General features: G+C 49.1%; 27 protein-coding genes and 2 pseudogenes. 25 read left to right on the forward strand and 4 right to left on the reverse strand.

The genetic code is table 11. From position 1 onward, the window contains the following. From H6F88_RS32060 to H6F88_RS32095, 7 genes and pseudogenes are all read left to right on the forward strand, one after another. Nucleotides 1-96, forward strand: a pseudogene (locus H6F88_RS32060) (IS5/IS1182 family transposase); the annotation flags it as partial. A 185-nt stretch (nucleotides 97-281) separates the two neighbouring features. Beyond that, nucleotides 282-2,150 (forward strand): PD40 domain-containing protein, encoded by a 1,869-nt coding sequence (locus tag H6F88_RS32065; protein ID WP_190646887.1) that lies wholly within the window; start codon nucleotides 282-284, stop codon nucleotides 2,148-2,150. 159 nt (nucleotides 2,151-2,309) lie between these two features. Then, nucleotides 2,310-2,747, forward strand: a complete 438-nt coding sequence (locus H6F88_RS32075; protein WP_190646889.1) for a hypothetical protein — start codon at nucleotides 2,310-2,312, stop codon at nucleotides 2,745-2,747. 10 nt (nucleotides 2,748-2,757) lie between these two features. Next, a pseudogene (locus H6F88_RS32080) lies at nucleotides 2,758-3,282 on the forward strand (hypothetical protein); the annotation flags it as partial. Continuing rightward, nucleotides 3,279-4,025, forward strand: a complete 747-nt coding sequence (locus H6F88_RS32085; protein ID WP_242050797.1) for a hypothetical protein — start codon at nucleotides 3,279-3,281, stop codon at nucleotides 4,023-4,025. The pseudogene H6F88_RS32080 and the gene H6F88_RS32085, both read left to right, overlap by 4 nt. 6 nt (nucleotides 4,026-4,031) lie before the next feature. Further along, nucleotides 4,032-5,543 carry a type IV secretory system conjugative DNA transfer family protein gene (locus H6F88_RS32090; RefSeq protein WP_190646891.1) on the forward strand — a complete coding sequence of 504 codons (1,512 nt, stop codon included), beginning with the start codon at nucleotides 4,032-4,034 and terminating at the stop codon, nucleotides 5,541-5,543. Next, entirely contained in the window at nucleotides 5,515-6,678 is a 1,164-nt protein-coding gene (locus H6F88_RS32095; protein ID WP_190646892.1) for a hypothetical protein, read from the forward strand. Before H6F88_RS32090 ends, H6F88_RS32095 begins: the two co-directional genes overlap by 29 nt. Before the next feature lie 85 nt (nucleotides 6,679-6,763). Here the strand turns inward: H6F88_RS32095 and H6F88_RS32100 are convergent, their stop codons facing one another. The 3 genes from H6F88_RS32100 to H6F88_RS32110 form a co-directional block, all read right to left on the reverse strand. Beyond that, the gene (locus H6F88_RS32100) at nucleotides 6,764-7,006 is read right to left on the reverse strand and encodes a hypothetical protein (RefSeq protein WP_190646893.1); all 243 of its coding nucleotides are present in this window, start codon (nucleotides 7,004-7,006) and stop codon (nucleotides 6,764-6,766) included. A 168-nt stretch (nucleotides 7,007-7,174) separates the two neighbouring features. Beyond that, the gene (locus H6F88_RS32105) at nucleotides 7,175-7,879 is read right to left on the reverse strand and encodes a type I restriction endonuclease subunit R (RefSeq protein ID WP_347277772.1); all 705 of its coding nucleotides are present in this window, start codon (nucleotides 7,877-7,879) and stop codon (nucleotides 7,175-7,177) included. A gap of 5 nt (nucleotides 7,880-7,884) precedes the next feature. Next, on the reverse strand, nucleotides 7,885-8,826 hold the full coding sequence (locus H6F88_RS32110; protein ID WP_190646895.1) for a Fic family protein: 942 nt from the start codon (nucleotides 8,824-8,826) through the stop codon (nucleotides 7,885-7,887). 217 nt (nucleotides 8,827-9,043) lie between these two features. Here H6F88_RS32110 and H6F88_RS32115 point away from each other — a divergent pair, with 217 nt between their 5' ends. The 15 genes from H6F88_RS32115 (at nucleotide 9,044) to H6F88_RS32185 (ending at nucleotide 22,349) form a co-directional block, all read left to right on the forward strand. After that, nucleotides 9,044-9,211, forward strand: coding sequence for a hypothetical protein (locus tag H6F88_RS32115; RefSeq protein WP_190646896.1), 168 nt, complete (start codon nucleotides 9,044-9,046; stop codon nucleotides 9,209-9,211). A gap of 34 nt (nucleotides 9,212-9,245) precedes the next feature. Beyond that, nucleotides 9,246-9,908 carry a hypothetical protein gene (locus tag H6F88_RS32120; protein WP_190646897.1) on the forward strand — a complete coding sequence of 221 codons (663 nt, stop codon included), beginning with the start codon at nucleotides 9,246-9,248 and terminating at the stop codon, nucleotides 9,906-9,908. Between the two features lie 303 nt (nucleotides 9,909-10,211). Beyond that, nucleotides 10,212-10,724: a hypothetical protein gene (locus tag H6F88_RS32125; protein WP_190646898.1), complete on the forward strand. Its 513-nt coding sequence runs from the start codon at nucleotides 10,212-10,214 to the stop codon at nucleotides 10,722-10,724. Between the two features lie 35 nt (nucleotides 10,725-10,759). Beyond that, the gene (locus H6F88_RS32130; RefSeq protein WP_190646899.1) at nucleotides 10,760-14,998 is read left to right on the forward strand and encodes a strawberry notch C-terminal domain-containing protein; all 4,239 of its coding nucleotides are present in this window, start codon (nucleotides 10,760-10,762) and stop codon (nucleotides 14,996-14,998) included. Continuing rightward, complete coding sequence (locus H6F88_RS32135; RefSeq protein ID WP_347277773.1) at nucleotides 14,904-18,089, forward strand: DNA polymerase; 3,186 nt, start codon at nucleotides 14,904-14,906, stop codon at nucleotides 18,087-18,089. The genes H6F88_RS32130 and H6F88_RS32135 overlap by 95 nt, the downstream gene beginning before the upstream one ends. Further along, nucleotides 18,086-18,889, forward strand: coding sequence for a M23 family metallopeptidase (locus H6F88_RS32140; protein ID WP_190646901.1), 804 nt, complete (start codon nucleotides 18,086-18,088; stop codon nucleotides 18,887-18,889). Before H6F88_RS32135 ends, H6F88_RS32140 begins: the two co-directional genes overlap by 4 nt. Before the next feature lie 15 nt (nucleotides 18,890-18,904). Next, on the forward strand, nucleotides 18,905-19,420 hold the full coding sequence (locus H6F88_RS32145) for a hypothetical protein (protein WP_190646902.1): 516 nt from the start codon (nucleotides 18,905-18,907) through the stop codon (nucleotides 19,418-19,420). 7 nt (nucleotides 19,421-19,427) lie between these two features. After that, nucleotides 19,428-19,988, forward strand: a complete 561-nt coding sequence (locus H6F88_RS32150) for a hypothetical protein (RefSeq protein ID WP_190646903.1) — start codon at nucleotides 19,428-19,430, stop codon at nucleotides 19,986-19,988. 12 nt (nucleotides 19,989-20,000) lie between these two features. Continuing rightward, the gene (locus H6F88_RS32155) at nucleotides 20,001-20,270 is read left to right on the forward strand and encodes a hypothetical protein (RefSeq protein WP_190646904.1); all 270 of its coding nucleotides are present in this window, start codon (nucleotides 20,001-20,003) and stop codon (nucleotides 20,268-20,270) included. A gap of 2 nt (nucleotides 20,271-20,272) precedes the next feature. Next, a complete protein-coding gene (locus H6F88_RS32160; RefSeq protein WP_190646905.1) occupies nucleotides 20,273-20,533 on the forward strand; it encodes a hypothetical protein in 261 nt (86 codons plus the stop codon). 49 nt (nucleotides 20,534-20,582) lie between these two features. Beyond that, nucleotides 20,583-21,122, forward strand: a complete 540-nt coding sequence (locus H6F88_RS32165; RefSeq protein ID WP_190646906.1) for a hypothetical protein — start codon at nucleotides 20,583-20,585, stop codon at nucleotides 21,120-21,122. A 135-nt stretch (nucleotides 21,123-21,257) separates the two neighbouring features. Beyond that, complete coding sequence (locus tag H6F88_RS32170; RefSeq protein WP_190646907.1) at nucleotides 21,258-21,542, forward strand: type IV secretory system conjugative DNA transfer family protein; 285 nt, start codon at nucleotides 21,258-21,260, stop codon at nucleotides 21,540-21,542. 58 nt (nucleotides 21,543-21,600) lie between these two features. Then, nucleotides 21,601-21,741: a hypothetical protein gene (locus H6F88_RS32175; RefSeq protein WP_190646908.1), complete on the forward strand. Its 141-nt coding sequence runs from the start codon at nucleotides 21,601-21,603 to the stop codon at nucleotides 21,739-21,741. Between the two features lie 73 nt (nucleotides 21,742-21,814). Next, nucleotides 21,815-22,123 (forward strand): nucleotidyltransferase family protein, encoded by a 309-nt coding sequence (locus H6F88_RS32180; protein WP_190646909.1) that lies wholly within the window; start codon nucleotides 21,815-21,817, stop codon nucleotides 22,121-22,123. Then, entirely contained in the window at nucleotides 22,110-22,349 is a 240-nt protein-coding gene (locus tag H6F88_RS32185; RefSeq protein ID WP_199333897.1) for a HepT-like ribonuclease domain-containing protein, read from the forward strand. The genes H6F88_RS32180 and H6F88_RS32185 overlap by 14 nt, the downstream gene beginning before the upstream one ends. A gap of 91 nt (nucleotides 22,350-22,440) precedes the next feature. Here H6F88_RS32185 and H6F88_RS32190 read toward each other — a convergent pair whose 3' ends face one another. Then, nucleotides 22,441-22,806, reverse strand: coding sequence for a hypothetical protein (locus H6F88_RS32190; RefSeq protein ID WP_190646910.1), 366 nt, complete (start codon nucleotides 22,804-22,806; stop codon nucleotides 22,441-22,443). 148 nt (nucleotides 22,807-22,954) lie between these two features. Here H6F88_RS32190 and H6F88_RS32195 point away from each other — a divergent pair, with 148 nt between their 5' ends. The 3 genes from H6F88_RS32195 (at nucleotide 22,955) to H6F88_RS32205 (ending at nucleotide 25,201) form a co-directional block, all read left to right on the forward strand. After that, a complete protein-coding gene (locus H6F88_RS32195) occupies nucleotides 22,955-23,350 on the forward strand; it encodes a hypothetical protein (RefSeq protein WP_190646911.1) in 396 nt (131 codons plus the stop codon). Further along, entirely contained in the window at nucleotides 23,347-23,631 is a 285-nt protein-coding gene (locus H6F88_RS32200) for an HNH endonuclease (RefSeq protein ID WP_242050798.1), read from the forward strand. Before H6F88_RS32195 ends, H6F88_RS32200 begins: the two co-directional genes overlap by 4 nt. A gap of 262 nt (nucleotides 23,632-23,893) precedes the next feature. Beyond that, a complete protein-coding gene (locus H6F88_RS32205) occupies nucleotides 23,894-25,201 on the forward strand; it encodes a hypothetical protein (protein ID WP_190646912.1) in 1,308 nt (435 codons plus the stop codon). Nucleotides 25,202-25,290: the final 89 nt, after the last annotated feature.

The raw sequence follows: 25,290 nt of genomic DNA on the forward strand, positions 1-25,290 counted from the left end.
TTTGCAGGACGTTATCGCAACCGCAGAAAACGGTTTGGCTTGCGCTTGAACCTGATTGCTGGCTTACTCAACTATGAATTGGCACATGCCTCTTGATTCATGCAGGAAGTCTACTCTTACGGCGAGATGGTACATCGCCAAAAAACATCCCAGGTGATAGCTCGGTGTTCAGCTTTAGCTCTGACAGTCAAACACTTGTTGCTGGAAGTGTTGACAATACAGTTAAAATCTAGCACTCCAACGGATTAGAAATTTCTCTAGACGCAGCAGATACAAGGACTATGGCTGCTGCTGTTAGTCCTGACGGGCAACAGGTGATTACGGGACATGAGGATGGTTCAGTTCGCATCTGGAGCAGCAAGGGTGAAGCTTTGAGGGCTCTGAATGGACATACAGCGCCAGTAAGGAGCATTATATTTAGTCCTGATAGCACAGTGTTTGCTTCAATTAGCGCTGACAAAACGGCTAGGCTGTGGCAAAGCGATGGTAATCTGATTCGAACTCTGCCAGAACAAACAGAAGAAGAATTAAACAACGTCGTTTTCAGTCCTGATAGTCAAACATTTGTCGCTCTTAAAGGTAATAGCCCGCCAAGTCTCTGGCAACGGGATGGAACACTAGTTGAGCTTTTAACAGGACATCCTGGGCAAGTTAGGCGTGTTGTTTTTAGCCCGAATTCTCAGCTCATGGTGACCCTTAGTCGTTTAAGTCCGATCTCAAATTCCCTTGCTGTTGTAAAACTTTGGCGCGTTGATGGTACCCCATTGCCTTCAATTGAAGATAATGGCATTGTTGAAATTGAATTTAGTTCTGACAGCAACACTATTGCAACGGCTGACTACTCTGGCTTGGTTAAGCTTTGGAATCTTGACGGTAGTCAAAGATTAACCCTAAGGGAACACAGTGGAGCAGTTAGAGATATCAGTTTCAGCCCCGATGGTAGGACTATTGCAACAGCGAGTGAGGATAATACGGTTATTCTTTGGGATCAAGAGGGCGAGGTATCCCATATCTTGCGTGAGCATAATAGCGAAGTTACGGGAGTAGCTTTCAGCCCGAATGGCAAAGTTCTTGCCTCAGTTGATAGCAATGGCATAGTCAAGCTTTGGAGTACAGAAAGCCAAGAGTTTCAAACACTCCAGGGATCTAGCAATACTTCTGATGAAAACTCTGATTTTGATAATCAAATTAATCTTAGCTCTGATGGCGAAGTTATTATTGTTATTGGTAATTACGGCTCTAATCGCGGAAATAACTATACTGTTACCTTATGGAGCAGGTCTGGAGAGAATCTTTACCATTTCCAAGGGCATGGCGATAGGCAGCATTGGGTTGAGAAAGGATATATTAGTTCCAACGGTCAGGTGACTGCTCTTATTAGCCGAGATTCAGCTTTGAAGCTATGGGGTCTGGATGGTAAGCTCCTAGAAACTTTTAATGGTCATACAGATCGAATTAATAGCGTTAGCTTTAGCCCTAATGGTGAGCTAATTGCCTCTGCTAGTGATGATAAAACGGTTCGACTGTGGCGACGCGATGGAACTTTGCTACAAACCCTAGAGGGGCACGAAGATGCAGTTAATAGCGTTAGCTTTAACCGCGATAGTCAATTGATTGCCTCTGGTAGTGATGATAAAACCTTGAGGCTCTGGTCCGTTGACAGTCAACCACTGCTTCAGCCGATTCAACATACCGATAGAGTTACTAGTGTTCTGTTCTCTCCCACTGAAAACATGGTCGCATCTGCTATCCCTGATGGAACAATTGTACTTTGGAGAGTTAGTGATGGGCAAGAAAGTGATGAATTTCAACTTTCAGATGATAGTCCTTCTGGTGTTGAACTGGATGCTTTAAGTTTTAGTGCAGACGGTAATATGTTAGCTCTTGGTACTGAGGATGTATATCTTCGCCTTATAAACGGATGGTTCTTGAGAAATGCTACATTTAAAGCTCTAAACTCATTCCCAGACGGAGGTTTCCCCTCTAATGAAGGTGCAGTTACTGTTACTGGCAACAGTGGCACAATGGTTTTGACGCTCGGGCTAGACGATCTGTTAGCTAGAAATTGCGCTTGGGCAAAAGATTACCTGCGAACAAACGCAAGTACTGAAGATCGCCACCTTTGCGATGGTGTTGAAGATGTGAAGTAGTACATATCACGACGCAGCAGGAGAAGTTAATAAATTTTATGATGGCGAATTTGCCAATGATGAGGGGAAGCCAGAGGCAGGCAAACCCTAAAGGTCGTACCCTGTTCTAACTGACTTTCTACCTCAATTTGTCCTCCCATAACTTCCACCAATTGTTTGGTGATCGAAAGCCCATGCCGCTACCGTCGAGTCATAGATGCAGAGAGTGAGGCGATCGCCCCTGCCGCTGCCCCGGTGCAGAGGATGACTCCCAGACCTGCTGCGCCAACCCCAGCTGTTAATCCCACGGAAGCATGGCAGAACTCTCTGGAACTGGGCAGCTTTGGTGAAGGAGAAGTGCAGATTGCCAGTGAACCTGTCGTATCTCCGTTCACTGAGACGATAGCGAGTTCTCATTCCTCAATGCAGGCAATCGCCTCACAAGAGGATGCCCGATACGAAGCTGATGTCACTGCACTGCTGAATGGAATTTCTCGCCGTACCCTGGTGCTAACTCCTGGCACGACAGCCGCTGCGACTCTGACAACTCCTATTGTCTGGGCACAAGATCTGGACGCAGAGCAGCAGCCTCAACGGTTTGGGCTTCAGTTGAGTTGAACCACTCTATGCTGCTGATGGTGCGGTGGCTCTGCCTGCTGGAACCGAAATGATTGCCAGCGTGGATGCTATTTCAGAGAGCGGCATGGTGCAGTTATCGGTAGTAGCTGTGATAACACCGTCTTCTGATGGTAACCAGGTCATTGAAATTCCCCCTGGTGTCCTGCTGATTGGAGGAGAAGAGGGTGAACCCCTGGTGGCAGAAAACCGCAATCTAGACAGAGAGCGCATCGCTGACATGGATCTCAACCTTGCCCTGATGGGCGCACTGAGCCAGGTTGGTACACTGCTGAACCGCCCTGACCATCAGACTACAATGACTTCTCCCTATCTCTCTACCACCTCAATCCGCAACGGAGACACCAATATCCTGGGTGGAATCATGCAGGGAGCGTTTGACTCTTTGCTGGAGGAAACACAGGAGCGGCAACAGAGGGAAATTGAAGAAATTCTGCAACGGCCGCATCTGTGGTATATCCCCAGTGGAGAACCTCTTCAGATCTTGATCAATTCATCCTTTGAGCTATCTCTATGAACCGAGTACTACGTTTCCTGTTCGTGATGCCGCTGGCGATCGCCCCTTTCCTAATCGGCATCAACCCATCTTTTGCTGTGCCCGTTGTGCGTCCGATTTCTCAATCAATCGCTCAAGGACTGTCTGGCAGTGGAGCAAGCGTTACAGTTTGGGCGGGCAGCGGCACCAATATTGACTTTACCCGCACCGGAGAAGTAATTCAGCGGGTCTGGATTGATGATCCTCATGCGGTTACTGTTGATTTTGATGCGCCTCTGGATGGTCAGGGTGGAGCCAATATTGTGCATCTGAGGCGAGTTACTGGTTTCCACTTCCCTAACCTGCCAGAAACCCCAACGACCTTACTCACTGTTGTTACCCAATCGGCAGCAGGCAGAAAAACATACCTGTTTGAGGTCAGATATGGTTCTGGGACTCCTCAATATGCCACCCTTGCTGTCACTCCTGATTCCGAGGCTAGTGGTGGTGTAGCTATCAGTCATAACCGGACGGCTAATTGGAATGATGTGGAGCGAGGATTAGAGCGGGCGATTGCCCAGGGGTTAATTTCATCCACCAGCCCGGTAACGCTGCGAGTTCAAAATTTCATCACCCTGGTGCGAAATGGGATGCCTATGCAACAGGCGATCTCTGAGGCAAACATATCTGTGGCAGTAATTTCAAGGCTGGCAGAGATGGGCTTTCCACTAACGCTCCCCTCTCCTTCAGAACCCGCTCAATCCTCTGTAACTTCAACCCAGTGAGTCATCATGTCAACCCAGTACATTGCTGTTCAACCTCCTCCTGTCAACGCCTCAAATTATTCCAGTAGTTTCCTCAATGCCCTTAAAGGTGGCAATGGTTTGATGCTGCTGATGGTGCTGGGCGGATGGCTCTTGTTGTCCTGGTTTGGCAGTCATAGCAAAAAAGGAAAACTGGCTACTGCCCGGTTTGCAACGGGTAGAGAAAAAGCAGTGGCAAAACGACTTGCACTCAAACAACGCGAAGCCCAAAAACACAACGAAGTGGCGTTCAAGGTGTATGACTCGCTGTACCTGCCCAATGCCCAGGAAGGGATTGCCGTGAGTGGCGGCTCAGGCAAAGGCAAGTCTGCCAGTATGATTCGCCCGATCGCCTATGATGCGATCGCTCAAGGGTATCCAATCTACGTTTACGATTTCAAATATGACGAACCCAATGACAGCCTTGCCTGCACGCTTGTCCCAATGGCAGTAAAGGCAGGCTACCGGGTACATATCTTTGCTCCAGGGTTTGATGAGTCAGAGATCTGCAATCCAATGGATTTTCTAACTGATGACATTGACGGCATGGCAGCACGAGAGCTGGCATCAGTGATGAAAGAAAACCTGCGCCACTCCATCCGGGAAGGCAGTGATGACCCTTTCTTCAGCATTGCTGGCGACCTGCTGATCCAGGCAGTATTGCTGCTGGCAAAGCAAACCCGATTCCCGGACATGATGATGTGTCAGGTACTTCTCTCGTTGCCCAGTCTCCCTCAACGAATTCAAGCATCTAACCTGAGTTATTTGGGCAAATCCACCTTCTCCCAGTACCTCTCAGTCGCCGGATCAGAGAAAACAGCAGATAGCATCCGGGGTACCGCACAAAACCTGTTTGCTCCTTTTGCCACTCCCGGCATTGCCTCTGCCTTCTGCGGCACCTCCAACTTTCCGTTCTACCTTGCAGGGAAGCAACTGGTGATTGTGGGAATGGATAAGGCAAAGAAAAAAGCGCTGGCACCCTTCCTGGCTGGAACCATGCAAATGACTCTCAACGTCAACCTCGCCAGCTCCCGCAAAGATCCGTTCGTCTTCATCTACGACGAAGCCCCGACCGCAAAAATTGACATTGAGACTGCCCTGGCAACAGAGCGATCCGCAGGTGGTGTCACGATCTTCGGCTATCAGATTAATCCAGGCTATGAAAACCGCGATGAGATGGCACTGCCCAGCATGGAGAAGATCCGCATCCCCAAGTCATTTCAAGGCAAAGAAGCCTGGAGTAAAACCGTATGGAATGCCAAGATTCGTCCTCGTCTAATTGAGCGCAGCCCTCAGCCTAAACTCTCGCGGGAGGAACTACGGGTTTACTTTGAAACGATGCTACGAGAACGCTATGAGGAAGCAGAACGGTTGCTGCCCATGCCTGCTGACCTTCAAAACCGGGAATGGGCGGCAAGAAACCCAATCCTCAGATTAAACAACTCCTGCAATCAGCATTTTGAGGTAAACCATGTTTCCTGTTCCTGGACACAGTGCTGAGAAAGTTCAAAATGACATCAACACAATTTTGGGGGCGATCGCCCAACTCCTCTCAAAGGTCAACCTGGATTACACTCCCAAACCTGTGCTGGCACCTATTGAAATAAACGCCGTTCTGGAAGCAGAACCAGTGTTTGATGTAATTGATCTGGAGGTCATTCCTGAATATCCTGCTCTGGCTGGACATGATCCAGACTTGTTGAGGGGGAGCGATCGTACTCTAATCAATGGTAATCCCTCTCCTCCATCAATCGAGGTAGAGACACAGGCTGAGGTTCGATTGCAAATTGACGATACGTACATCATTGCTCTTTTACCTGATTTACGTTCACAACTTGAACAGCTATCAGCAGAAAAAGTAACAGCACTGGCAGAAGTACTCGCTTATCCCACATCATCCCAGGTAGATGCAGAAAATATCATTGATGCTGAAATCATAGATGTCACAATCAATGGAAAGTCATGCTTTCATCTGGAGCAGGGTCAGGTGATAGTGAATGCGCTTCTGCCTGCCGCTGATCTTCAACGGAGTGAAGTATCCGCTACCCAGTCAGAGACCCAGCGCATTCGAGAAACTGTTGTCACGACTGAGATAGCTGAAAAGACAGAAGATCTTCCCATTGTTCAACTTCGCCCTGCCCATGAAGCTGAAGTCTTAATCGGACAAGTATTAGGTGACTCATCACTTTTGCATCATCAGGTGCTACAGGATGCGGCTCCTGTAGAAATCGTTCGTGACCAGTACGGACACGTTAAAGGTGGAGCAGCCGTAAGAGCCTCAGTAGAAGTGACGGAAGATGCAGTTGAGACAGAAGCCGAATATCAAACAGAACATCAGCCCTTAACTCCACAAGCAAAAGCAGTCCTTCAAGCGCTATATGACTATTTCGAGCACACAGGCGAAAAAGAGCTATCTGGAAATAATGATTACTTGATTGAGAAGGTGGGTAACAATCGTCTCCGGTTCACTCCTTACGAAAATCCTGGTGAAGCTATTGTGGTTGGAAGTGAGCGAATTGAGTCTAATGTCACTACAACTCGCTACAGTCATCTGATGCTGCGGTTTGAGTCTGCTTATGAGAATTTGAGGAGGGCGGAGAAGGAGGGCGATCGTAACCTGGAAATGAGCCGTTAAACAGCAGCTCCATCAGATTCAGAGAATTTTTGCTTCACTCATTGTTTTTAAATCTCACTTTACTCGCCAAGTGGAATAGCCATACTTATGCAGACTCAGCAATAATTTTTGCGTTCAGTAATGTAAAAATTCGATCGAGTTCCAGAATGCCAGTAAGTTCTGCTTCCTCGTCTGGTGTCAAACTTGATTTTTTCTTTTTCTCGTTCAAGTTGTCCAGACGCTCCTGCAAGTCATCACTAAACTTAAATAGGGACGAACCTCGAACTGACTCCACTTGAATTCCAGCGTCAACGAAAAAGGACGGTTGGATCATTAATTGTGCATCCATTGTTTATCTTGCAGTATTGTCATTGCTTTTTTGGCAAGGACATCAGGGATGGAAATTCTCCTTTACTTCTCCCATTCCATTTAGAGCCACTCTCATCTATTGAACCTGTTCTATTTCATGGCTTCAACCATCAGATAGAACATCAACCTTTGAAACCCTTCGCTTCTGTCACATCGCAATTTGAGCAATGCCTTTGAGAATTTGTAGCACCTCATAAAGATGATTGACTCGGGACAGCAATGTATAGGTTTCTGAAAAATCGTATTCAGGCACTTGCCCCAATTTTGCTTTCAGGAAAATATAGCTGTTGCCATTCGTTACCATACCAAACAAGGGCTTTTGCGGCGTGGGATTCGCCATCATGTAAGCCAGCGTTTGAGGAATGCCAACTTCTATATCAAATTCAGTTTCCTTAGACTCAATCACGGTTCGCCAGAATTGCTCTTGAACCACTAAAAAATCAATTCGACCTAGTAAAGGTTCGTTCTCAACAATGGTTTCAATATCTACAGAGACTTCTGAGCGCAACCGAAACGGTGGATCGTACAAACCTGCCATCTCTAGCAATCGTGACACTACAATAGCGTTCACTGCTCCTTCCGCAACCTGACCTGCTTCACGATGATAACGAAACCGCTGGCGAATGCGGTCTAGCGTCTCCTGTTCCGACTCATCCAGAGAGGGTAGGTCTAGGTACCATTCCGTAAAGAAATGATCATCCTGCGCTCGCTGTAAGCCAAAGCGTTGATGAACATCATTGAGAGTTTTAACAACCTGGGTGACAGCCGTTTGTACCATCAGGCATTGCTCCATCGAACTAGCTCTATCATAGAGTGGTTTGGTGGGGAGAATGCGATCGCTCCCTATCCCCACTAAACCTACGCTCCCTGTTGTCTCAAAAACTCCAGCATCTCGTGGTAGAACGGTAACTCTTTATTCTGAATCTCTGCAGCAGTTGCCAATATACTCAACACCTCAATCAGGGATGTTTGGGTGGCATTAATAATGAGTGCGTAAAAGGGTTCCCAATCGTCGGATTGCTGTCCCTGTCTCAATGCTTCAATATATCGCTGTCGGTTTTCGTTTGAGATGATGGCGATCGGGTAGCCCGTCCGCAGCAATAGCAGATTCATCAATAGCCGTCCTGTACGCCCATTGCCATCTCTAAAGGGATGGATCGTTACAAATCGGTGATGCGCTTCTGCGGCAAAGAGAACAGGATGCAATGCTTGAGCATCAGCAGAATTGAGCCAGGTAATGAAATCTGCCATTAATTCAGACAACAAGTAGTGCGGTGGATAAACATAGCCTGTGCCTGCTGCCTGCACATCTAAGGTGTGATAGCGTCCAGCTTCTTCTGGGTTAATTTTTCGCAGGATCAGGCTATGAATCTGGCGAATCTCCCACTCACTCAGAGAGGTAGATTGTTGAGCCAAGGTTTCAATGAAGGCGATTGCATCCGCGTGTCCGACTACTTCTAAATGTTCCTGGAGCGTTTTTCCGCCAATTGTAATGCCAGTGGTTAGAACAAGTTCAGTTTCACTCTGAGTGAGCGTGTTACCTTCTAGAGCATTTGAATGATAGGTAAAACGCACCCGATACCGCTCTCGCAGTTCACTTACTACTGTAGACGGTAAGGGGCGAAAGGCATCTAACCAAGTTTTTAGTTGATGAAGTAATTGAAGAACTTCACTGGAAGACATCGGATGAACCCTTAACCATTGCCAGAGCAGAGCCTCCACATCCCAGATGCGGTGTTGCTTGAGGTAGGCAATTAGTTCCTCTTGCGTTGCAGCTGTCGAGCGGAGATTGGATGTCATTGTCTCACCTGTTGCTGCTTTAACTCACATTTTAGGGCTATAAGCTATCAATTCCTGACTACCCCCACATCTCTCGCTTAAGCCATAGGATTAGCCGTTGTGTGCCACACCAGTGCCAAATTGAAGGCTTAAAGTGGGGTTGTTAGCTTGAAGAAATAGACGCAGGCTAACGAGCAATCTAACTCCCTCACAGCTACCAACTCATTCCCTAGCGTTTATGTTGACTCCTTCCAATCCCCCTGCCTCTGTTCCCGAAGATCCTGATTACGACAATGATGATGTTGCTCTGATCATTCGGGAAGAAGACCCAGATATTGAAGCCAAGCTCGACGCTATTTTTGCCCCACCTCCTCCAACTGATACAGATGGTCTGGAAGACTTCTAACGCCTACCCTTCATCTGGTTTCTAAACCCACCTAATGTTCGACCATCGCAAGGAACGCTTGATTCAGGCGTTCCACCGTTCCCTATGGCAAGGAGAAAAATACGAGCGCATCAATGAGGCACGAAATCAGGCAGAGGACATCTTAGGCGAAAAGATTAGTTACGGTAGCCCCCTCACCAAACTCGTTGATGAAGCAATGGAAGCCGCTGTTGTGCGGGTCGCTTCTTCCCTCATTGCTCAGCCTGAGACAACGCATCAGGCATATAACCGACTTGTCGATCTGCTCAACCGTCAGCCAACGCTGGGAGTTCGCTCATCAACGTCTGTTCTCCAGCAGGCTTACAGCACCCCCATCCCGATCGCCTATCTTGCTTCAGTTCTGGCAGGCATTACTGCCGAAACCACTGTTTATGAACCGACTGCTGGCAATGGAGCGTTGCTGGTTGCTGCTAATCCTGCCAATGTGATTGCCAATGAACTCAATGGCGATCGCTTCTCAGAACTCCGAACCAGAGGCTACCGCCAACTCACTCAATATGATGCCAGTCGCTACCGCCCTGATAGCGCTGTTGATGTGGTCATTACCAACCCGCCCTTCGGTGTGGTGCTGAGGATGGCAAAGTCAAACGCTTTGAGCTTCCTGGCAATCGCAGAGGAACCAGGCAAATTGACCAGGCGATCGCCCTGCGTGCCCTAGAATGCATGAAAGATGAGGGTCGAGCCGTCCTGATTCTGGGCGGCAAGTTAGGGGAGGATGAAACTCTCCGCTCCAACCATTACAACTCGATTGAGAGTCGGGGGTTCTTCTACACCCTCTATCAGCACTACAACGTTACTGAGCATTTTTCGATCTGGGGCGACCTTTACCGCAAGCAGGGTGCAGGTTTCCCAATTGACGTAATTGTGATTGAGGGACGAGGACAGTCCCGGCGTGACCTGCCTGCTGCTGATGTACCTGTTATCTACAAATCATTTGACGCACTGAAGGAGCGATTGCCCGATGAGCCAGTTCAATACCGCCACTTATCAGGATTACAACCGCTATCCCACCCTCTGGAAGCCGCAGGAAGAGGGAGATCAGAGCTTGTTTCTGGTGAGAATTCCAGAGGGTCTCAGCGAGTTGAGCTGGCGAGATTATCAGCGCCTGATGATGCTTCGCATTCAGTGGATGATCCACAGGTGGATGGAAGAGAGCGGCGAGAATCAGATGCAAACTCATCGAAGGTTAACTCAAGCTCTGAGAGCATTATCGACTCAGGAGCCGCCGAATCTCTACGAAGACTATCAGACGAAGGAACTGGAACCCCTGTGGTGGTGGACACAGGAGTGGGCAGAAACGTTCGTGGAGCGCAACGAAACCCTGGCAACCAAGTTTCAACTGACCAACGGCGTGATGTTTCCAGCACCAATTCAGCCGACCGATCCTCAAACTGGACAGGCGTGGATGAGCGAACACAACGAATTCACACTGGAGAACTGGCTCTCCGACCTGACCTACGGCATGGTCGAGTAACTTCCTCAATAGACGCAGCACCAAGGACACAAACAATGGCTACCGCAGACGCAGAGCATCTAGAGACAGATGCTCCATTGAATGTTGCTTATCTTCCCCGCAGCCAGGGTAAATCACCGGGCACGCTGATTCCAGCAAATATGGCAACCGCTGCACAGACTGCTCTCGATAAGCTGGAAGCTGCCGTTGGCGATGTGGATGAGTTCGTGCGGCAGCGCATGGGCTACGAGTCTAAGGCAGAACTATGGAAGTATCTGTATGCTGAGCAGATCGACGCAAATGCTTTAGCATTCTGGCAACGGGATCGCAGCAAAGTGTTTCTCAATGGCGATCAGACCGGGAACGGTAAAGGGCGCTTCTGTGCCAGTCAAATCGTCGATGCGATCAATCAGGGCTATGTCCCGGTGTTTGTCACCCAGAAATCCACGCTTTATGTTTCGATGCTGGCTGACCTGCACGATATTGGCAAGCCGGGAGTTCAAATCTTTGCCACCGACAGCAACCTCAAGTTACAGCTACCCGATGGCAGCAAACTTAGAACGGGCAATCCTGCCGCTCAACAGGAAGAGATGCAGCGGCTGATGCAGGGGGGAATGGGTAACTACAACGCAGTTTTTACAACCTACAGCCAGCTTCAAACGGTAGATAGTGGCAAGGAACCCTTCCGCCGAGACTTCCTTCGAGGTATTGCACCCAGAGCAATTTTCATCTTTGATGAGGCGCACGAGGCAGGCGGCAGCACAGGCGAAAAGGGCTGGGTGAGCAGGAGCGCTGCACCCAACCGGGCAGAGTTTGCGCGAGAACTGATTGACCTGAGTGCTGGAGCCATCTTTGCCAGTGCCACTGCCATCAAAGATCCAGCCGTAATGGATCTCTATGCTCGTCGCTCTGATGCTGCTGAAGCGGTGACTAACCTTTCCTCTCTGCAACGCACTCTCAAAGAAGGAGGAGTGCCGCTGCAACAGATGATGGCAGCCAAGTTTGTTGCCTCCGGTCAGATGCTCAGGCGAGAGCGATCGTTTGAGGGGGTGTCTTTCCAGGCAAAAGTCGTGCCCGTTGACCGGCAGGTTGCTGATGATATCTCCTCGATCATGCGATCAATCAGTCAGTTTGACCTGGTAAAGGAAAAAGCGGTTGCCAAACTGAGCAAAGAACTCAAAAAAGAAGCCAAAGCTGCCAGTCAGGATAATTCCATTGGTCAGGCAGGGGCAAGATCTACCAATTTCACCTCGCTGATGAACAATGCGATCGACCAAGGACTATTGTGTCAGAAGGCAGAAGCAACCGTGCAGGAGGCGATCGCTGCCATCAACCGGGGTCAAAAACCTGTGATTGCTGTCGCCAACACAATGGATGCTTTCATCGGGCAATATGCCGAAGACAATGGGCTACAACCCGGTGATTCCATCAACATCTCGTTTGGGGATGTGCTGAGCCGCTATCTGGAGCGATCGCGGGATGTCACAATCAAAGACCATGAAGGTAATGCGATTCGCAGGCGGATGAGCGACGATGAGTTGGGAGAAGCTGTAGCAGCCTATGACAATGCCAGAGAAGTTCTAGAAAGTACTGACCTTTCGGGTATTCCGCTCAGCTCCATTGACTACATCAAGTGGCGATTGACTCAGGAAGGCTTTCGAGTTGATGAGATTACCGGGCGGCACAACATTATCGACTACAGTCCTAATGGGGAACAGGGCTATGCTCGTCGATCGATCAACGAAACTAAACCTCAGGCAAGGGTTGAAATTGTTGATCGCTTTAATGCAGGCAGTCTGGATATTTTAATCCTCAACCGCGCTGGGGCAACAGGCATCAACCTTCATGCCTCAGAGAAGTTTGCTGACCAAAACCAGCGTCACCTGATCATGGCTCAGGCAGAGCGAGACATCAATCAGGTGATGCAGATGCTAGGGCGCGTCAATCGGTTTGGGCAGGTCTGCGAACCAGAAATTACTCTTTTGATGAGCGACATCCCCGCAGAGAAACGGCTGGGGGCATTGCTATCGCACAAGATGGCAACCCTCAACGCCAACACAACAGCGGATCGTGACTCTGCTCTATCGGTTTCCAATGTGGTTGACTTCCTCACTCCTTACGGGGAGGAGGTGATCAACGAAATTCTCGATGACAACCCGGAACTGGAAGCAAAACTGGCGTTTCCCAGAGAGAAATTGCAGGGAGAATCAGAAATTGAAGTGATTAACCGGACGAGCGGACGAATTCCGCTGCTGTCGGTGCAGGAGCAGGAAGAGCTGTATGCTCTGATCGAGTCTGAAACCCTTGATCTGGTGGCTCAGAAGCAGGCAATGGGCGAGAGTGTCCTGGAGGCGCAGCAGCTTGATCTGGATGCGCGAACGATTGGACGAATGGAGGTGATTCCTGACGATTCTCCGGTGCAAAACGAGTTTACTGGTTCTGTCTACCTGGATGTTGTGGATGCTAAAGTTCCAGTCAAACCATTCAACCAGTTAGAAGTTATCAATATTGTGCGCGAGAACCTGAGACTCAGCACAGTTAAGCAGGTAGATGACCATAGCGTTGATCAGGCTGAGGTTCTAGCAAAAGAGCCGGCACAGCAGACGATTAAGGCACTGCAACAGGAGACACAACAGTACCAGTCAGCAATCTTATCCTCCAAGTACGACAACTACAGCCGCGATAAAGCAACAGAGCGAATTAGCCAGCAGTTTACTCATGTCAGCGGCATTTTACGGGACTTCCCTCCCAGTCAAACAGTTCGAGTTGTCTCACCAGAGGGCAACATCACTTATGGAGTCGTGGCAAAAGTCTGGCAGAAGGGGCACAGCGGTAGTCCAGCGGCTCCTAGTAACTGGCGAGCGCAGATTTTAACCGACAATCATGCCCGGATGCTGACCATCCCGCTGACTCGCTTCAATCGGGGCAAAGAAGGTATCCTCACTGCCATTTCCAGGCAGGATGTGAACTGGGAAGGACAGGATATCTACAAAGCCTTTGCCCTGCGCCAGCAAACCGAGCGAACCGAGCGGCAAATCTTTCACGGCAACCTGCTCAAGGCATACGAAAAGTACCCGACTGGCAAGTTCCTCAACTACACCGACCATCAGGGAAACGTGCGTCAGGGCTTGGTGATGCCTGCCAGCTTTGACATTTATGAGTCTCTGGAAAATCAACCTGTTGTATTTCGTGAATCTCATCAGGTCAAAGCCTTTCTAACAGATGTAACCCACAATCTGGGTGCCGTCAAAACCCTCGATGAAGTGTTAACGCTCAAAACTCAACTTGCCAATCGTTTTGGTAGTAAGGATGCAACTGGTTTTGTGCTGCAAACGCCAAAGTCAGCTATTGGTGATCGCTTCTCACTTGATCAAGACCTCATTGCCGCAGCAGGCAGGGATTTCTATTCAGTGAGCGATCGCATGGAACTGGTAATACCAGCCGAGCGGATTGACCAGGTACTTCATCTATTGGTGAAAGAGAAGGACTGTACCTTGGCAGCGTTTGATTTTAAAGACAAAGCACGGGAGTACCTTGGGGTTAGATTACCCCAATTGCAGGCTATTCAGGATGAATCAGTTGCATCTCCACAAACACACTCAGATTTAGAAGAACTCCTGCCGAGTGCTGCTATACAACATGAGTCTGTTCCTCCGACTCGATTGATGGAGTCCCTACAAGCCAGCACAGAACAATTGAAGTCCATCCGTCAGGATATTCAGGAAATGGTGAGTTTGGAGCAACGGGCAGCGGATACCGCTCTTGAAGTTACTCAAACAGAGCTGAATATCTTTAGGGGCATTCAACAACAGATCCGTGATGCTGCCACGATTGCTCTTCCAACGGTTCAGGAGAGTGAAAGTGAGGAAGTGAGTTTTGATCTTTCACATCCTTTCCGGGTTTCTCCTGAAGGGCTTGAGGAAGAGTCAAGTGTTTCTGACGCAGCAAAGGTTATAGAGCCTCCTCTAAAACAGGAAGAATCTCACGTTTCTGCTCAACCTGACTCTTCTGTAGAAGAACTCGCCCATCCTGAGATACGACTGGTTACTACCATTGACCAACTGCAACAGACCGTAGATCTCTATCAGGATGCAGCAGTGTTGGCGATCGATACCGAAACAACCGGGCTTGATCCACACCTGGATCGAATCAGGCTGATTCAACTGGCGAGCGCGGATCGTCCCATCACCGTGATTGATTGTGCTGCCCTGGCTCAGGAAGACCTCAAACCTTTTAACCAGTTGTTGCAGGGGGAAGCTGAGAAGGTCTTTCAAAGCTACAGGACTGGAGGTTAAAGGTCACCTATTTGATACTATGCTTGCCTCTCAACTGTTGGAAGCAGGACTTGACCGATCTCATACCTTAGAAGCGATCGCTAGTCGTCATCTCGATCTTGATCTGGACAAAACCGAGCAGAAGAGCAACTGGGAAGGCGGACTGACCCAGAGCCAAATCGATTATGCTGCCAGAGATGTGAGTGTGCTGCTTCCCCTGCGGGATGTCCTTGCCTCCAGGCTGGCTGAAAAGAACTTGAGTGAAACTGCCTCAATTGAATTTCGTGCCGTCTATGGGGTTGCCGAGATGGAGCAGAACGGTATGGGCATCAACCGGGAAAAGCTGCAAGCCTTTGCCGGGGAGCTACGTCAGCAGAAAGTAACACTAGAAGAGGCAGTTAGAGAACTGTTGTTAAAGCTGGAAGTTACTCAGCGATCGCTTCTGGAACCAGCGCCTCAGCAGGTTGATCTGGAAAGTCCCAGACAGTTGCTGGCAGCTCTCAAGCAGATGGGAATTCCGATCAACAACACTCGCAAAGAGACGTTGATTCCATTGCAGGATCAGTACCCGGTTCTCAACAAACTACTGGAATACCGCAAAGTGGCAAAGGCTTTATCTACCTATGCAGAAGGCTACGAAGCGCTGATTCATCCCCAGACGGGAAGGCTCCATCCCAATCTCAATCAGTGTGGGGCTGTGACTGGACGCTTTAGCTGTGATAAACCTAACCTCCAGAATGTCCCGCGTGACAAGCGGATCAAAGGTTGCTTTGAGCCTGCTCCTGGCAATGTCCTGGTTAAAGCAGATTACAGCCAGATTGAACTTCGTATTGCCGCTAAAATCAGCGGTGAGCCGCGCATGAATCAGGCATACCAGCGGGGTCAGGACTTACACGCCCTGACTGCCAGCTACCTGCTGCACAAGCCTGTGGGTGACATTACAGGGGATGAGCGACGGCTGGCAAAGGCGGTAAACTTTGGGCTGATTTACGGGATGCAGGCGGTCGGGTTTCAAAGCTATGCCCGCACCAACTACGGAATTTCCCTATCGCTTCCAGAAGCCCTGCAGCACCGGGAGCAGTTCTTCAAAACCTATCCGGGGCTAATTGACTGGCACGATCGCGTTAAGCAAGAGCAGGCAAACTCCTGCTGTACCTTGGGCGGGCGGTTGCGCCAGTGGGACGATAAAGCCCCTTTTACCGAAATCATCAATGCTCCGGTTCAGGGCACCTCTGCCGATATCACGAAACTGGCGATCGCCACCTTTCAGGAAACTAGAGACTCGCTGCCTCACCGTCTGGATGCCAGGTTGCTGATGCAGGTGCATGATGAGATTGTGATTGAAGTGCCCAAAGCTCAGACAGAACGAGCCGGACAACTGCTGGTTCAGGCCATGCGGGAAGCAGGGCAGCATTTCCTGAACGATATGCCTGTTGAGGTCGAGGCAGTGATTTGTGAGGACTGGTCAGGAAAGAATGCCCGTCCTGTTCCATTGCCAGCACTACACACTGAACTCATTCAACTGCAATCTCAATCTACTGCACCAACTGCTCAAAAACAGACTGATACAGAACTCAACCAGTTAGCGAAGTCGGTTAGAAACCTGGACTTGCAGGCGATCGCCACTCAGTTAGGCTTGGAGCGAGATCGATCTGACAAATCCAAGTGGATCGCTTGGGCTGAAGCTAACGGACATCGGGAAAAGCAGCACGTTATCAGCATTACCGATAACAAATTCATGGATTGGAAGACTGAGCAGGGCGGCGTAGGAGCCATCAGTTTGACAATGGCAGTGCGGGAATGGAACTTCAAAGCGGCTGTAGAATGGCTGGCTGCTCAGAAGGAAGGGTTATCTATTCCAGAGCAGGTCATTCAGGAGTCTAAAGAGCCAAAGCCATTGGAACTGCCACCTGCTAATCCTGAGAACTGGAAACAGGTGCGCCATTACCTGAGCGAAACTCGTGCCCTTCCCACTACCTGGGTGGATAAGCTACACCAGCAAGGACTGGTCTATGCGGACGATCGCCAGAATGCGGTGTTTCTGCGTCAATCATTTGCCGATGCTCGCACCTGGGATCGTGTGGAGACAACCGGGGCAACCCTGCGTGGAACCCTTGGTGATTTCAAAGGGCTTGTTCCGGGTTCCTCTAAAGACAATGGTTGGTTCTGGATAGGAGTGGGTAGAGGCGAAGTGCAGCGAGTTGTGGTTACTGAATCCCCTATTGATGCTATCTCGCTGGCAACTCTAGAAAAGGGGCAGCACAACCAGGGCAGAACCATTTATCTTTCCACTGATGGTAAAGGCTCGATTCCTACTGGTGCTCTTCAAGCAGTCGTGGCTCAGGGTGGAACTGTTGTCGCCGCATTCGATCTCGATTCTGATGGACAGAGATTAACTGAGAAGTTGGCGGCTGCAATCCCTCATACAGTTACCCTCATCCCCACTCAGGGGAAAGACTGGAACGAACAGTTAGTGTCCATGCGGCAGGAGTTACGGAGCTGGTACAGACAGGCACAGGATATTGAACGATCCCAAAATCACCTGCGCCGAATTGAGCAGGTTGGCACGGCTTTCACCCAGCATGGCACTCCTCCTGGAGAGCGTGACCTGCGGGTAATGGCACAGGATCAAAAGGTATGGCAGCAGCAGGCGCAAACAGTCACTGATTGTGCCCGCACAATTTTGGATAAAGCGGGAGAACCGCAGGCAGGAGGAACCCTGTTTGAGGGAAAAAAGTACGTTCTCTTCGCCCGCGATGAGTTGCTCTATGCTCTGGCAGAACAACGTGGCACCCAACCTACAGAAGCAGATCAACAGATCCTTCCAGATGCAATTCAAAAGCCTGACCAAGGCATCATCCTCAAAACAGTTCAGGGAGAAGTTGAGCTGGATTCAACCCGCAAGGGCAAATTGATCAAATTACTGGAGCCTGTTCAGGAGCGGGTTATTCAGATGGAGCAGGCTTATGTGGTTCTGGTCCTGGTGGAGTCGATTTCAAAGCACTGGCAGATGCAACCAGTGGCATTGAAGGAGACTACAACAGTGTTGGACGCTGGGGCTGTGACGGAGCAGGGAACTGCGGGCGGGGACTGGGGCGCTACCAGTTCATGACCTACCGGGAAGATGTCAGGGAGGCGATCACTCAGCAACCGGGAGGCAGAGCATTCTATCAACGCCTGGTTGCCGGACACCAACCTAGCTCAGCAGAACTGCTACGGTACTTTCCGCCGTCTGTGCAGGACTCCCTGTTTGTTAACGCTCAAACTCAAAACATCCGCCGTCTTCAAAGTCAAGGTAAATCAGGAGACGAACTGATCGCCTGTCTGGGAGAGATGTGGTACTCCGGCAGATGCAGCCATTCAAGCGGCAGAGACTACATCGGAGGTCCAACAATTCGAGAATACGGGCAGATTTTAGTCACCAACTACCGACGAGCCTTGGAACGCTACGGAGCAACTTCCTGTCCGCTCAACGCTAGCTCTGGAGGAGGCACGACAGGAAGATTGATTAATCCTGTTCCTGGTGCCCCTGTCACCAGTGAGTTTGGTCCGAGGAGAAGCCCCTGTGCTGGCTGTAGTTCGTATCACCGAGGAATTGATTTTGGTGTCCCAGATGGAACACCAGTGAAAGCCGCAGATGGTGGCAGAGTCGTTTACTCAGGCTGGATGCGCGGATATGGTCACACAGTTGTCGTTGAGCATGGCAATGGACTCATGACCCTCTATGCTCACAACTCTCAATTGCTCGTCGGGGTGGGAGACTCGGTTTCACAGGGGCAGACCATTACCCGCAGTGGTCACTCAGGAGTTGGGACAGGACCACACCCACACTTCACCGTGATTGAAGGGGCAACTCATGGCAATCCTTCCAGCGGTCGTGAAGTGAATCCCAGACGTTATTTCGAAATTTAAGGAGGATAAAACTGAATGCTACATCGATTTCATTTTTTGCGCTTTGGACTCCTCAGCCTATTGTCAGTCTTGCTGGTTTTAGGCTCTGCTGAGCTAACTCATGCCCAGACAGATATTCCCAGCACAGTGAGAACCTGTTTGCCCACACAGACACTTCCTCCCATCGTTCGCTCAGAACTAATCACTCAAACTCGGCTGCATGGGAAAGACTACTACTTGCTTACTGCTTATTCTGCATCAGGCGAGGGCATTGATCTGGTGATTTCAGTGACTGGCGATCGTTGTGGTGAGGAGTTCTTCAACCCCGCTGGAGAAATAGTGTCGCTCACTGCTGCCTTGGGACAGGAAGTAGCACGGCAACTCTCCCTTGGTCGCTATCAGCATGAAATAGAGCAATTTGGCAGAGCCAGGATGCAGCAGCGAATTAATCAGGCAGCAACTGCCCCCAATGGCTTGTTCTACCCAGAAGATGTTTGGGCATTGCGGCAACTGGGATTCTCGATTCCCACTACAGTTCACGTTACCGAATGAGTCAACGATGGTATTACGACGACTGGTTTATAGTGCGATCGCCCTCATCCTATCTGGTATTCTGTTCTGGCGTATAGCTCCCAGTTTCTCAACCGAACAGGGTTGGAGACCCGTTTGGGAAGTAGCCCCTCCAGGACTGCTGGAGCAATTGCGACAGGATTATGCCACCGAAATTCCTGCTGATGTCACTGTTGATGTCAGGCAGATGCAACTGCTCAAACTACAACAACCCGAATCACTACCGCTATACCTTATCAACACCAGAGTTTACTCTTTAGAACATCCAGATCAAACTCCAACCTGTGGCACTGGAGGATGTTTGTTCCTGGGTTATATTCCCGGCAACAATGGCTTCAGGCAAGTTCTAAACGGATGGATTAATGACTTTCAGGTGCAGGGCGAACCTCCTGTGATTGGGCCGGTGCAGCGAGTTTTGAATCACGTTCCGTGCTTTCAACTCACAACTTACAATGCCAGAACACAACGCATCAGTCCTACTCAAACGCTTTGCTTTAACGGTGGAAGATTTGTCCCTGCTGCAACCCAATCATTGCGCTCCTTCAACTAATGCGAATACTCTATGAACACTTCGACAAAACTCATCATCAACACGGCTAACAAACAACACAAATCGATTCAGGAACTGACAAACGCATTAGAGCGAGTCATTCAAGAACTGGCGATCGCTTCTCCACAAACCATTTCGCTCTTCTTTGATGGCACCGAAGTTTACCGCCATCAAACGCAGGATGACAACGTATTTTGGTGGGGAACCAACAGTCACACAACTCCCTCGGGTCTCAACTCATCCAACTCATTGCTTCCCTCTCACCAGTATCAGGAAGTTTGATCATGGTTCAATTTGTCGATAAACAGAAAGCTTCAGCAACGCTCAGTCTCAGCGGTGAAACGCTAAAACGCTATCGGCTTCAGGGCGAGTGGATTGAAGGTATCCATTGGGTCAGAATTAATAGCCGCTGCGTTCGCTACAACCTGGAACTGATTCAAGACTGGTTCCATAATCGCCACGACCCCAAAGCACACATGCGGGCGATCGAAGTCTACCAATCCAGCCTCTTAAGCAATCAGAAGAAATCAACCCGAAAAACTTAGTAGACACCTCTGCAAACCACTAAAGTAATCCGTCTTTGTGACAAAAATTATGCAACAAGAACCTTTTGCTGAAACCTTAATTGAGCCAGATGAATCTCTTCGATTCGATCGAGGACAATACACAATGCTGCTTCATGAGCAACTGTCAGAAGTTGACGGGGAGGTCATCTATTTCAGCCTGCCCGATCAGGAGCATTATCTCTATGAATATGAGGGCGACCTGGAAGAGGTATTAGACGATCTCCCGGAGATTTATGAGGCGATCGCCCCTTCCCAACAGAGTGAGAATTTAACCCTAACCCCCCAAGCAACTGCAATGGTTGAACGGCTTTGGAACTACTTTGAGCAAACTGGAGAGCGAGAATTGGAGGGTGAACATAACTTTAATTTTCGAGTCGAAGCAGACTGCTTGCTGGTCATATCTAAAGATGATGTTGACCAATGGGTTGCGATTAGCCAAGATGGGCGTGTTGAATCTACCTTGGAGTTAACAAGGTATGAACATCTAATGGAACAGTTCACTGTTGCCTATGATCAAATGCAGATAGCATCTCAGCAAGAAACCGAACAAGGCTGGGAACTGGGATGATGGAAGGTTGAACAAGTTATTGGGAGTTTTCTCTAGAATGGTCGTCAAAATGTTCAGAGGGTTAGCCAGACTGTACTTGACTGCGCCTCCATTGACCTCACAGTAGGTTATCAGGTTTACCTCCTCCCGGATAGAATGCCAGAAACAGAAATCATGAGGGCGAGCGGCAGCAAAGCCAGCATGAATGTCTCAGATCACGATCGCATCCGCAAACTCTTCAGTCCTGACCAGTTTCTTCATTTGGGAACCGGAAAGTGTATTTTGATTAACCCAGGCTACGCCAGTCGAGATGAATTCGGTATCCCCGCTTTGCAACGGATCAAGATTCCTGAGCAGGTTCGCAAACTGCAAGACTGGAGCAAGACGAAATGGAATGAGAAGGTGCGTTCGAGGTTGGGCGTTGGCGTAGCCTCTGCGTAGCACTCGCAGTCCTCAACCGAAGTTAACCCGTGAAGAGTTAAGAACTTATACTGAAGCCATGTTGCGGAAACGTTTTGCAGAGGTAGAACAAATTCTGCTATTGCCTGCGGATGCTCAAGGGCAGCCACCGACAGCATCCAGTGCCGGAAATAAGTTGCAAGATCAAAAGATGATTCGGCAGCTTAAATCTGTATTTTGATGCCAACGGTCTGCCACACCATCTGCATTAAAATGGCAGGAGGACAATTGAGCAAAGCCAATCTGCCAGATTTATGCTGCCAACCCTACCCATCACAGTTCCTCACGATCGCATTGCCCAATTTTGTCAGCGACATCATATTTGCAAACTGTCTTTGTTTGGCTCTGTCCTACGTGATGATTTTCGTCCCGAAAGCGATATTGATGTACTGGTCGAGTTTGAGCCAGGGAAAACGCCAGGATTGGCAATTGTGACCATGCAACAGGAACTTTCTGAACTTTTTGATGGTCGAACGGTCGATTTGCGAACGTCTCAGGAGTTGAGCCGCTATATTCACGATCGCGTCATGACAGAGGCCTTAGTGCAATATGTCCAAGATTGATGATTTAACTCGGTTATTGCATATGCGAGATGCAGCAAGTGAAGCCATCAACTTTGCTGCCAGTCAAAGTCGAGAAATCTTGAACAGTAATCGAATGTTGACACTAGCACTGGTAAAAGAGATTGAAATTATTGGAGAAGCTGCTGGCAGAATCTCTTCTGAATGTAGAGCCAAATATTCTCAGGTTCCCTGGGTTACAAATCATTGGAATGCGATAATCGTTTGACTCACGCTTATTTTGAAGTCGATTTGGATATTGTCTGGGAAGTTGTGACAGGTGACCTTCCCGCTCTTGTTTGTAATAGAGCTAGAAAGGATTATTGCCGCAGCATCCTAACATTGCCAACTTTCAGCATAATCACAATATGCTCAATCCGCTTATACTCATTGAGTTCCGCTTCTTCATCTGGAGTCAACTCACCAAATTTGTTGCGGCTGAGGAGAAATCTTAACCGTTTCTGCATTTTTGGAGTAGGTCTAAAGTCAGCAATCTGTTGAGGTGTGGGATTGCTGGCAATGAAATCGAGAATATAGCGGTAGACGTGAGCAGGCAAAATTGGTGGTTGAGAATTTTCCTCAAGCAGGGCAGGCAGCCGTTGTTGCAGCCAGTCAGAGGGATTTTCACCCCGTCGAGCCAATTGTTCTGCTAGATGGTCTGGAATCTCCAGAGTTATCTTTGCCATAGTCCATGCTGAAGCCTTCACCCTCTTTAGTCTACTTCTGGTTAGCTAACTGCTATTCTAAAGCTCCTGAATTGACTCGTTCTATTTCCCCTGATCTCATTGTTCTAAGGACGATCTATGCTGGGAATACATCTTCAGAGCAATCAGTATGACCATTGAAGTCACCCTCAAATTACCGGAAAATCTGATTGAGCAGGCACGACAACTGGGTGCAGCAACTCAACGTGATTTAGGAGCCGTGCTGACAGATGTGCTAGAAATGCTCTGGTTAACGGTTGACGGAGTACCTGAGCTTGAGACAACGCCGTCGATCAATGACTTGTCAGATCATGATGTGCTGATGCTGGCAGACTCTAAGATGGATGAGGTGCAAAATCAACGGTTAGGCGACCTTCAGGCAAAGGGTAAAGCAGAGGGCTTAACCAGTGCCGAACGCTATGAACTCTTGGCACTGCTCCAAATCTACCAGGTTGGACAGCTTCGCAAATCAGAAGCTCTGGCTGAAGTCGTTCGACGGGGATTACGAGAACCGTTGACAACATGACCAACATTCCGGACGATGTTCGAGCGCGAGTCCGGCAACGAGCGAGTGAGCGATGTGAGTACTGTTTGAGTCAGCAGGAATATGTGATGGGACGATTGCAAATCGACCATATTCAGCCCATTGCTAAAGGTGGTGCTGATTCAGAAGATAATCTATGTCTTGCCTGTGAACTGTGCAACCAGTATAAGTGGACTCAGACAGAAGTGCGTGACCCCAACACGGGTGAAATATTTCCTCTATTCAATCCCCGTCAGCAGAAGTGGGCAGACCACTTTGTCTGAAGTGAAGACGGTACAGAGATTGAAGGACAAACCGCCTGTGGTCGAGCGACCGTTGAAGCACTCAGATTAAATAATGCATTGGCATTGCTTGTTCGGCGCAATTGGGTTCGAGCAGGTTGGCATCCTCCAACCGTAGAGTAATTGCTTCACTTTATATCCAGGCTTGATAACTTCGGCGGGTGCCACAGCATTCGCTCAAGATTTCTACAGCACAGTCATACAGATCGCCTACGGTAAACATACTAAATCTTCTGCATGACCTATGTTTGGTATATCTGATCACAGTGCCGATAAAGTAAGGCATGACATCAATACCATTTTGGAGGCGATCGCCCGTTTACTCTCCAAGATTGAAATTCCACCTGCTGAGAAACCGTTGCCTCCGGTGCAAATGCAAGCAGAGCTAGAGCGGGACGATCCTGGCAGCGTCATCGATGCAGAGGTAATTGAGGAGCGAAATTTGCTGATAGGGCGTGATCTGGAGCTGTTAGAGGGGCGCGATCATCCACTACTTGAGACAGCACCATCACCGCAACTTTTAGAATCTGAAACACAGACAAGCATACAGCTTCAGATTGGCGATACTTACATCATTGGGTTATTACCAGAGGGATTGCGGAGTCAGCTTGAGCAGTTACCACCAGAACAGGTTGAAGCACTTCGACAGGCATTGACCCAAGCTGCTGCCGTGGAAACGGATGGTCATTCAAGCAGCCAAGTTGTTGATGTCAAAATCAACGGTGTTCAACGGTTGCACCAAAATGGCGAGGGACAGATCACAATTAACGATTTTTATTCGAGAGTGCAAGATATGCAGGAACCTTTTGCTGATAATTCCCTTGAAAATGGTGAGTTTGCTTCTGTAGCGCGTGGGCAGTACACCCTGTTGCTCAATCGGAAAATGTCTGAAGAGATGGAAGGAACCATTTACTTCAGTCTTCCGGGACAAGATGATTTCCTCTACGAATATGAAGGTGATCTGGGTGAAGCGTTAGATGACCTGCCAGAGATATACGAAGATGCCGAGCAGCGGGACATATCCCACTTAGAACTTCGACCCGCTGCTGAGGTTGAAGCATTGATTGGGCAGAAATTGAGCAATTCCAGTGCTATCCATCAGCAAGTATTGAATCAGGCTCCTGCGGTTCAAGTTGCTGTAGATCAGGATGGACGGATTAAGCCAGGTTCTTACCTGCGAGATCAAGTTGAACCCACAGAAGATGAGGTTGAAGCTGAAATGGAGTTGGAACAGTCTGATGAAACAACTCCATTCTTGACACCAGAAGCTGCGATCGTGATTGAGCAGCTATGGGACTATTTCGATCGCACCGGAGAACAGGTACTCGAGGGTGAACACGACTATGATTTCCAAGTGGAAGGCAATACACTTCTGGTTCTACTCAAAGACAATTCTGGAGAGGTGGTTGCAGTTGGTCGAGACGGACAGATTGAATCTACGTTTTCGCTAGAACGTTATCAGTATTTGATGGAGCGGTTTGGTGTTGCCTACGAGCAAATGCAAACAGCGGAATATCAGCAGGATAGCGATCGCGAACTCGAATTGGGTTAAGGGCGGTCGCCTAACCTCTCAACTGCTCAAATGTCCTGTTTGCTTAGGGGCGATCGCTAGTTAGTCTAACCCCTGCGAGTTACAAGCCT

Source organism: Oculatella sp. FACHB-28 (genome assembly GCF_014696015.1).
Lineage (GTDB): Bacteria > Cyanobacteriota > Cyanobacteriia > Elainellales > Elainellaceae > JAAUTN01.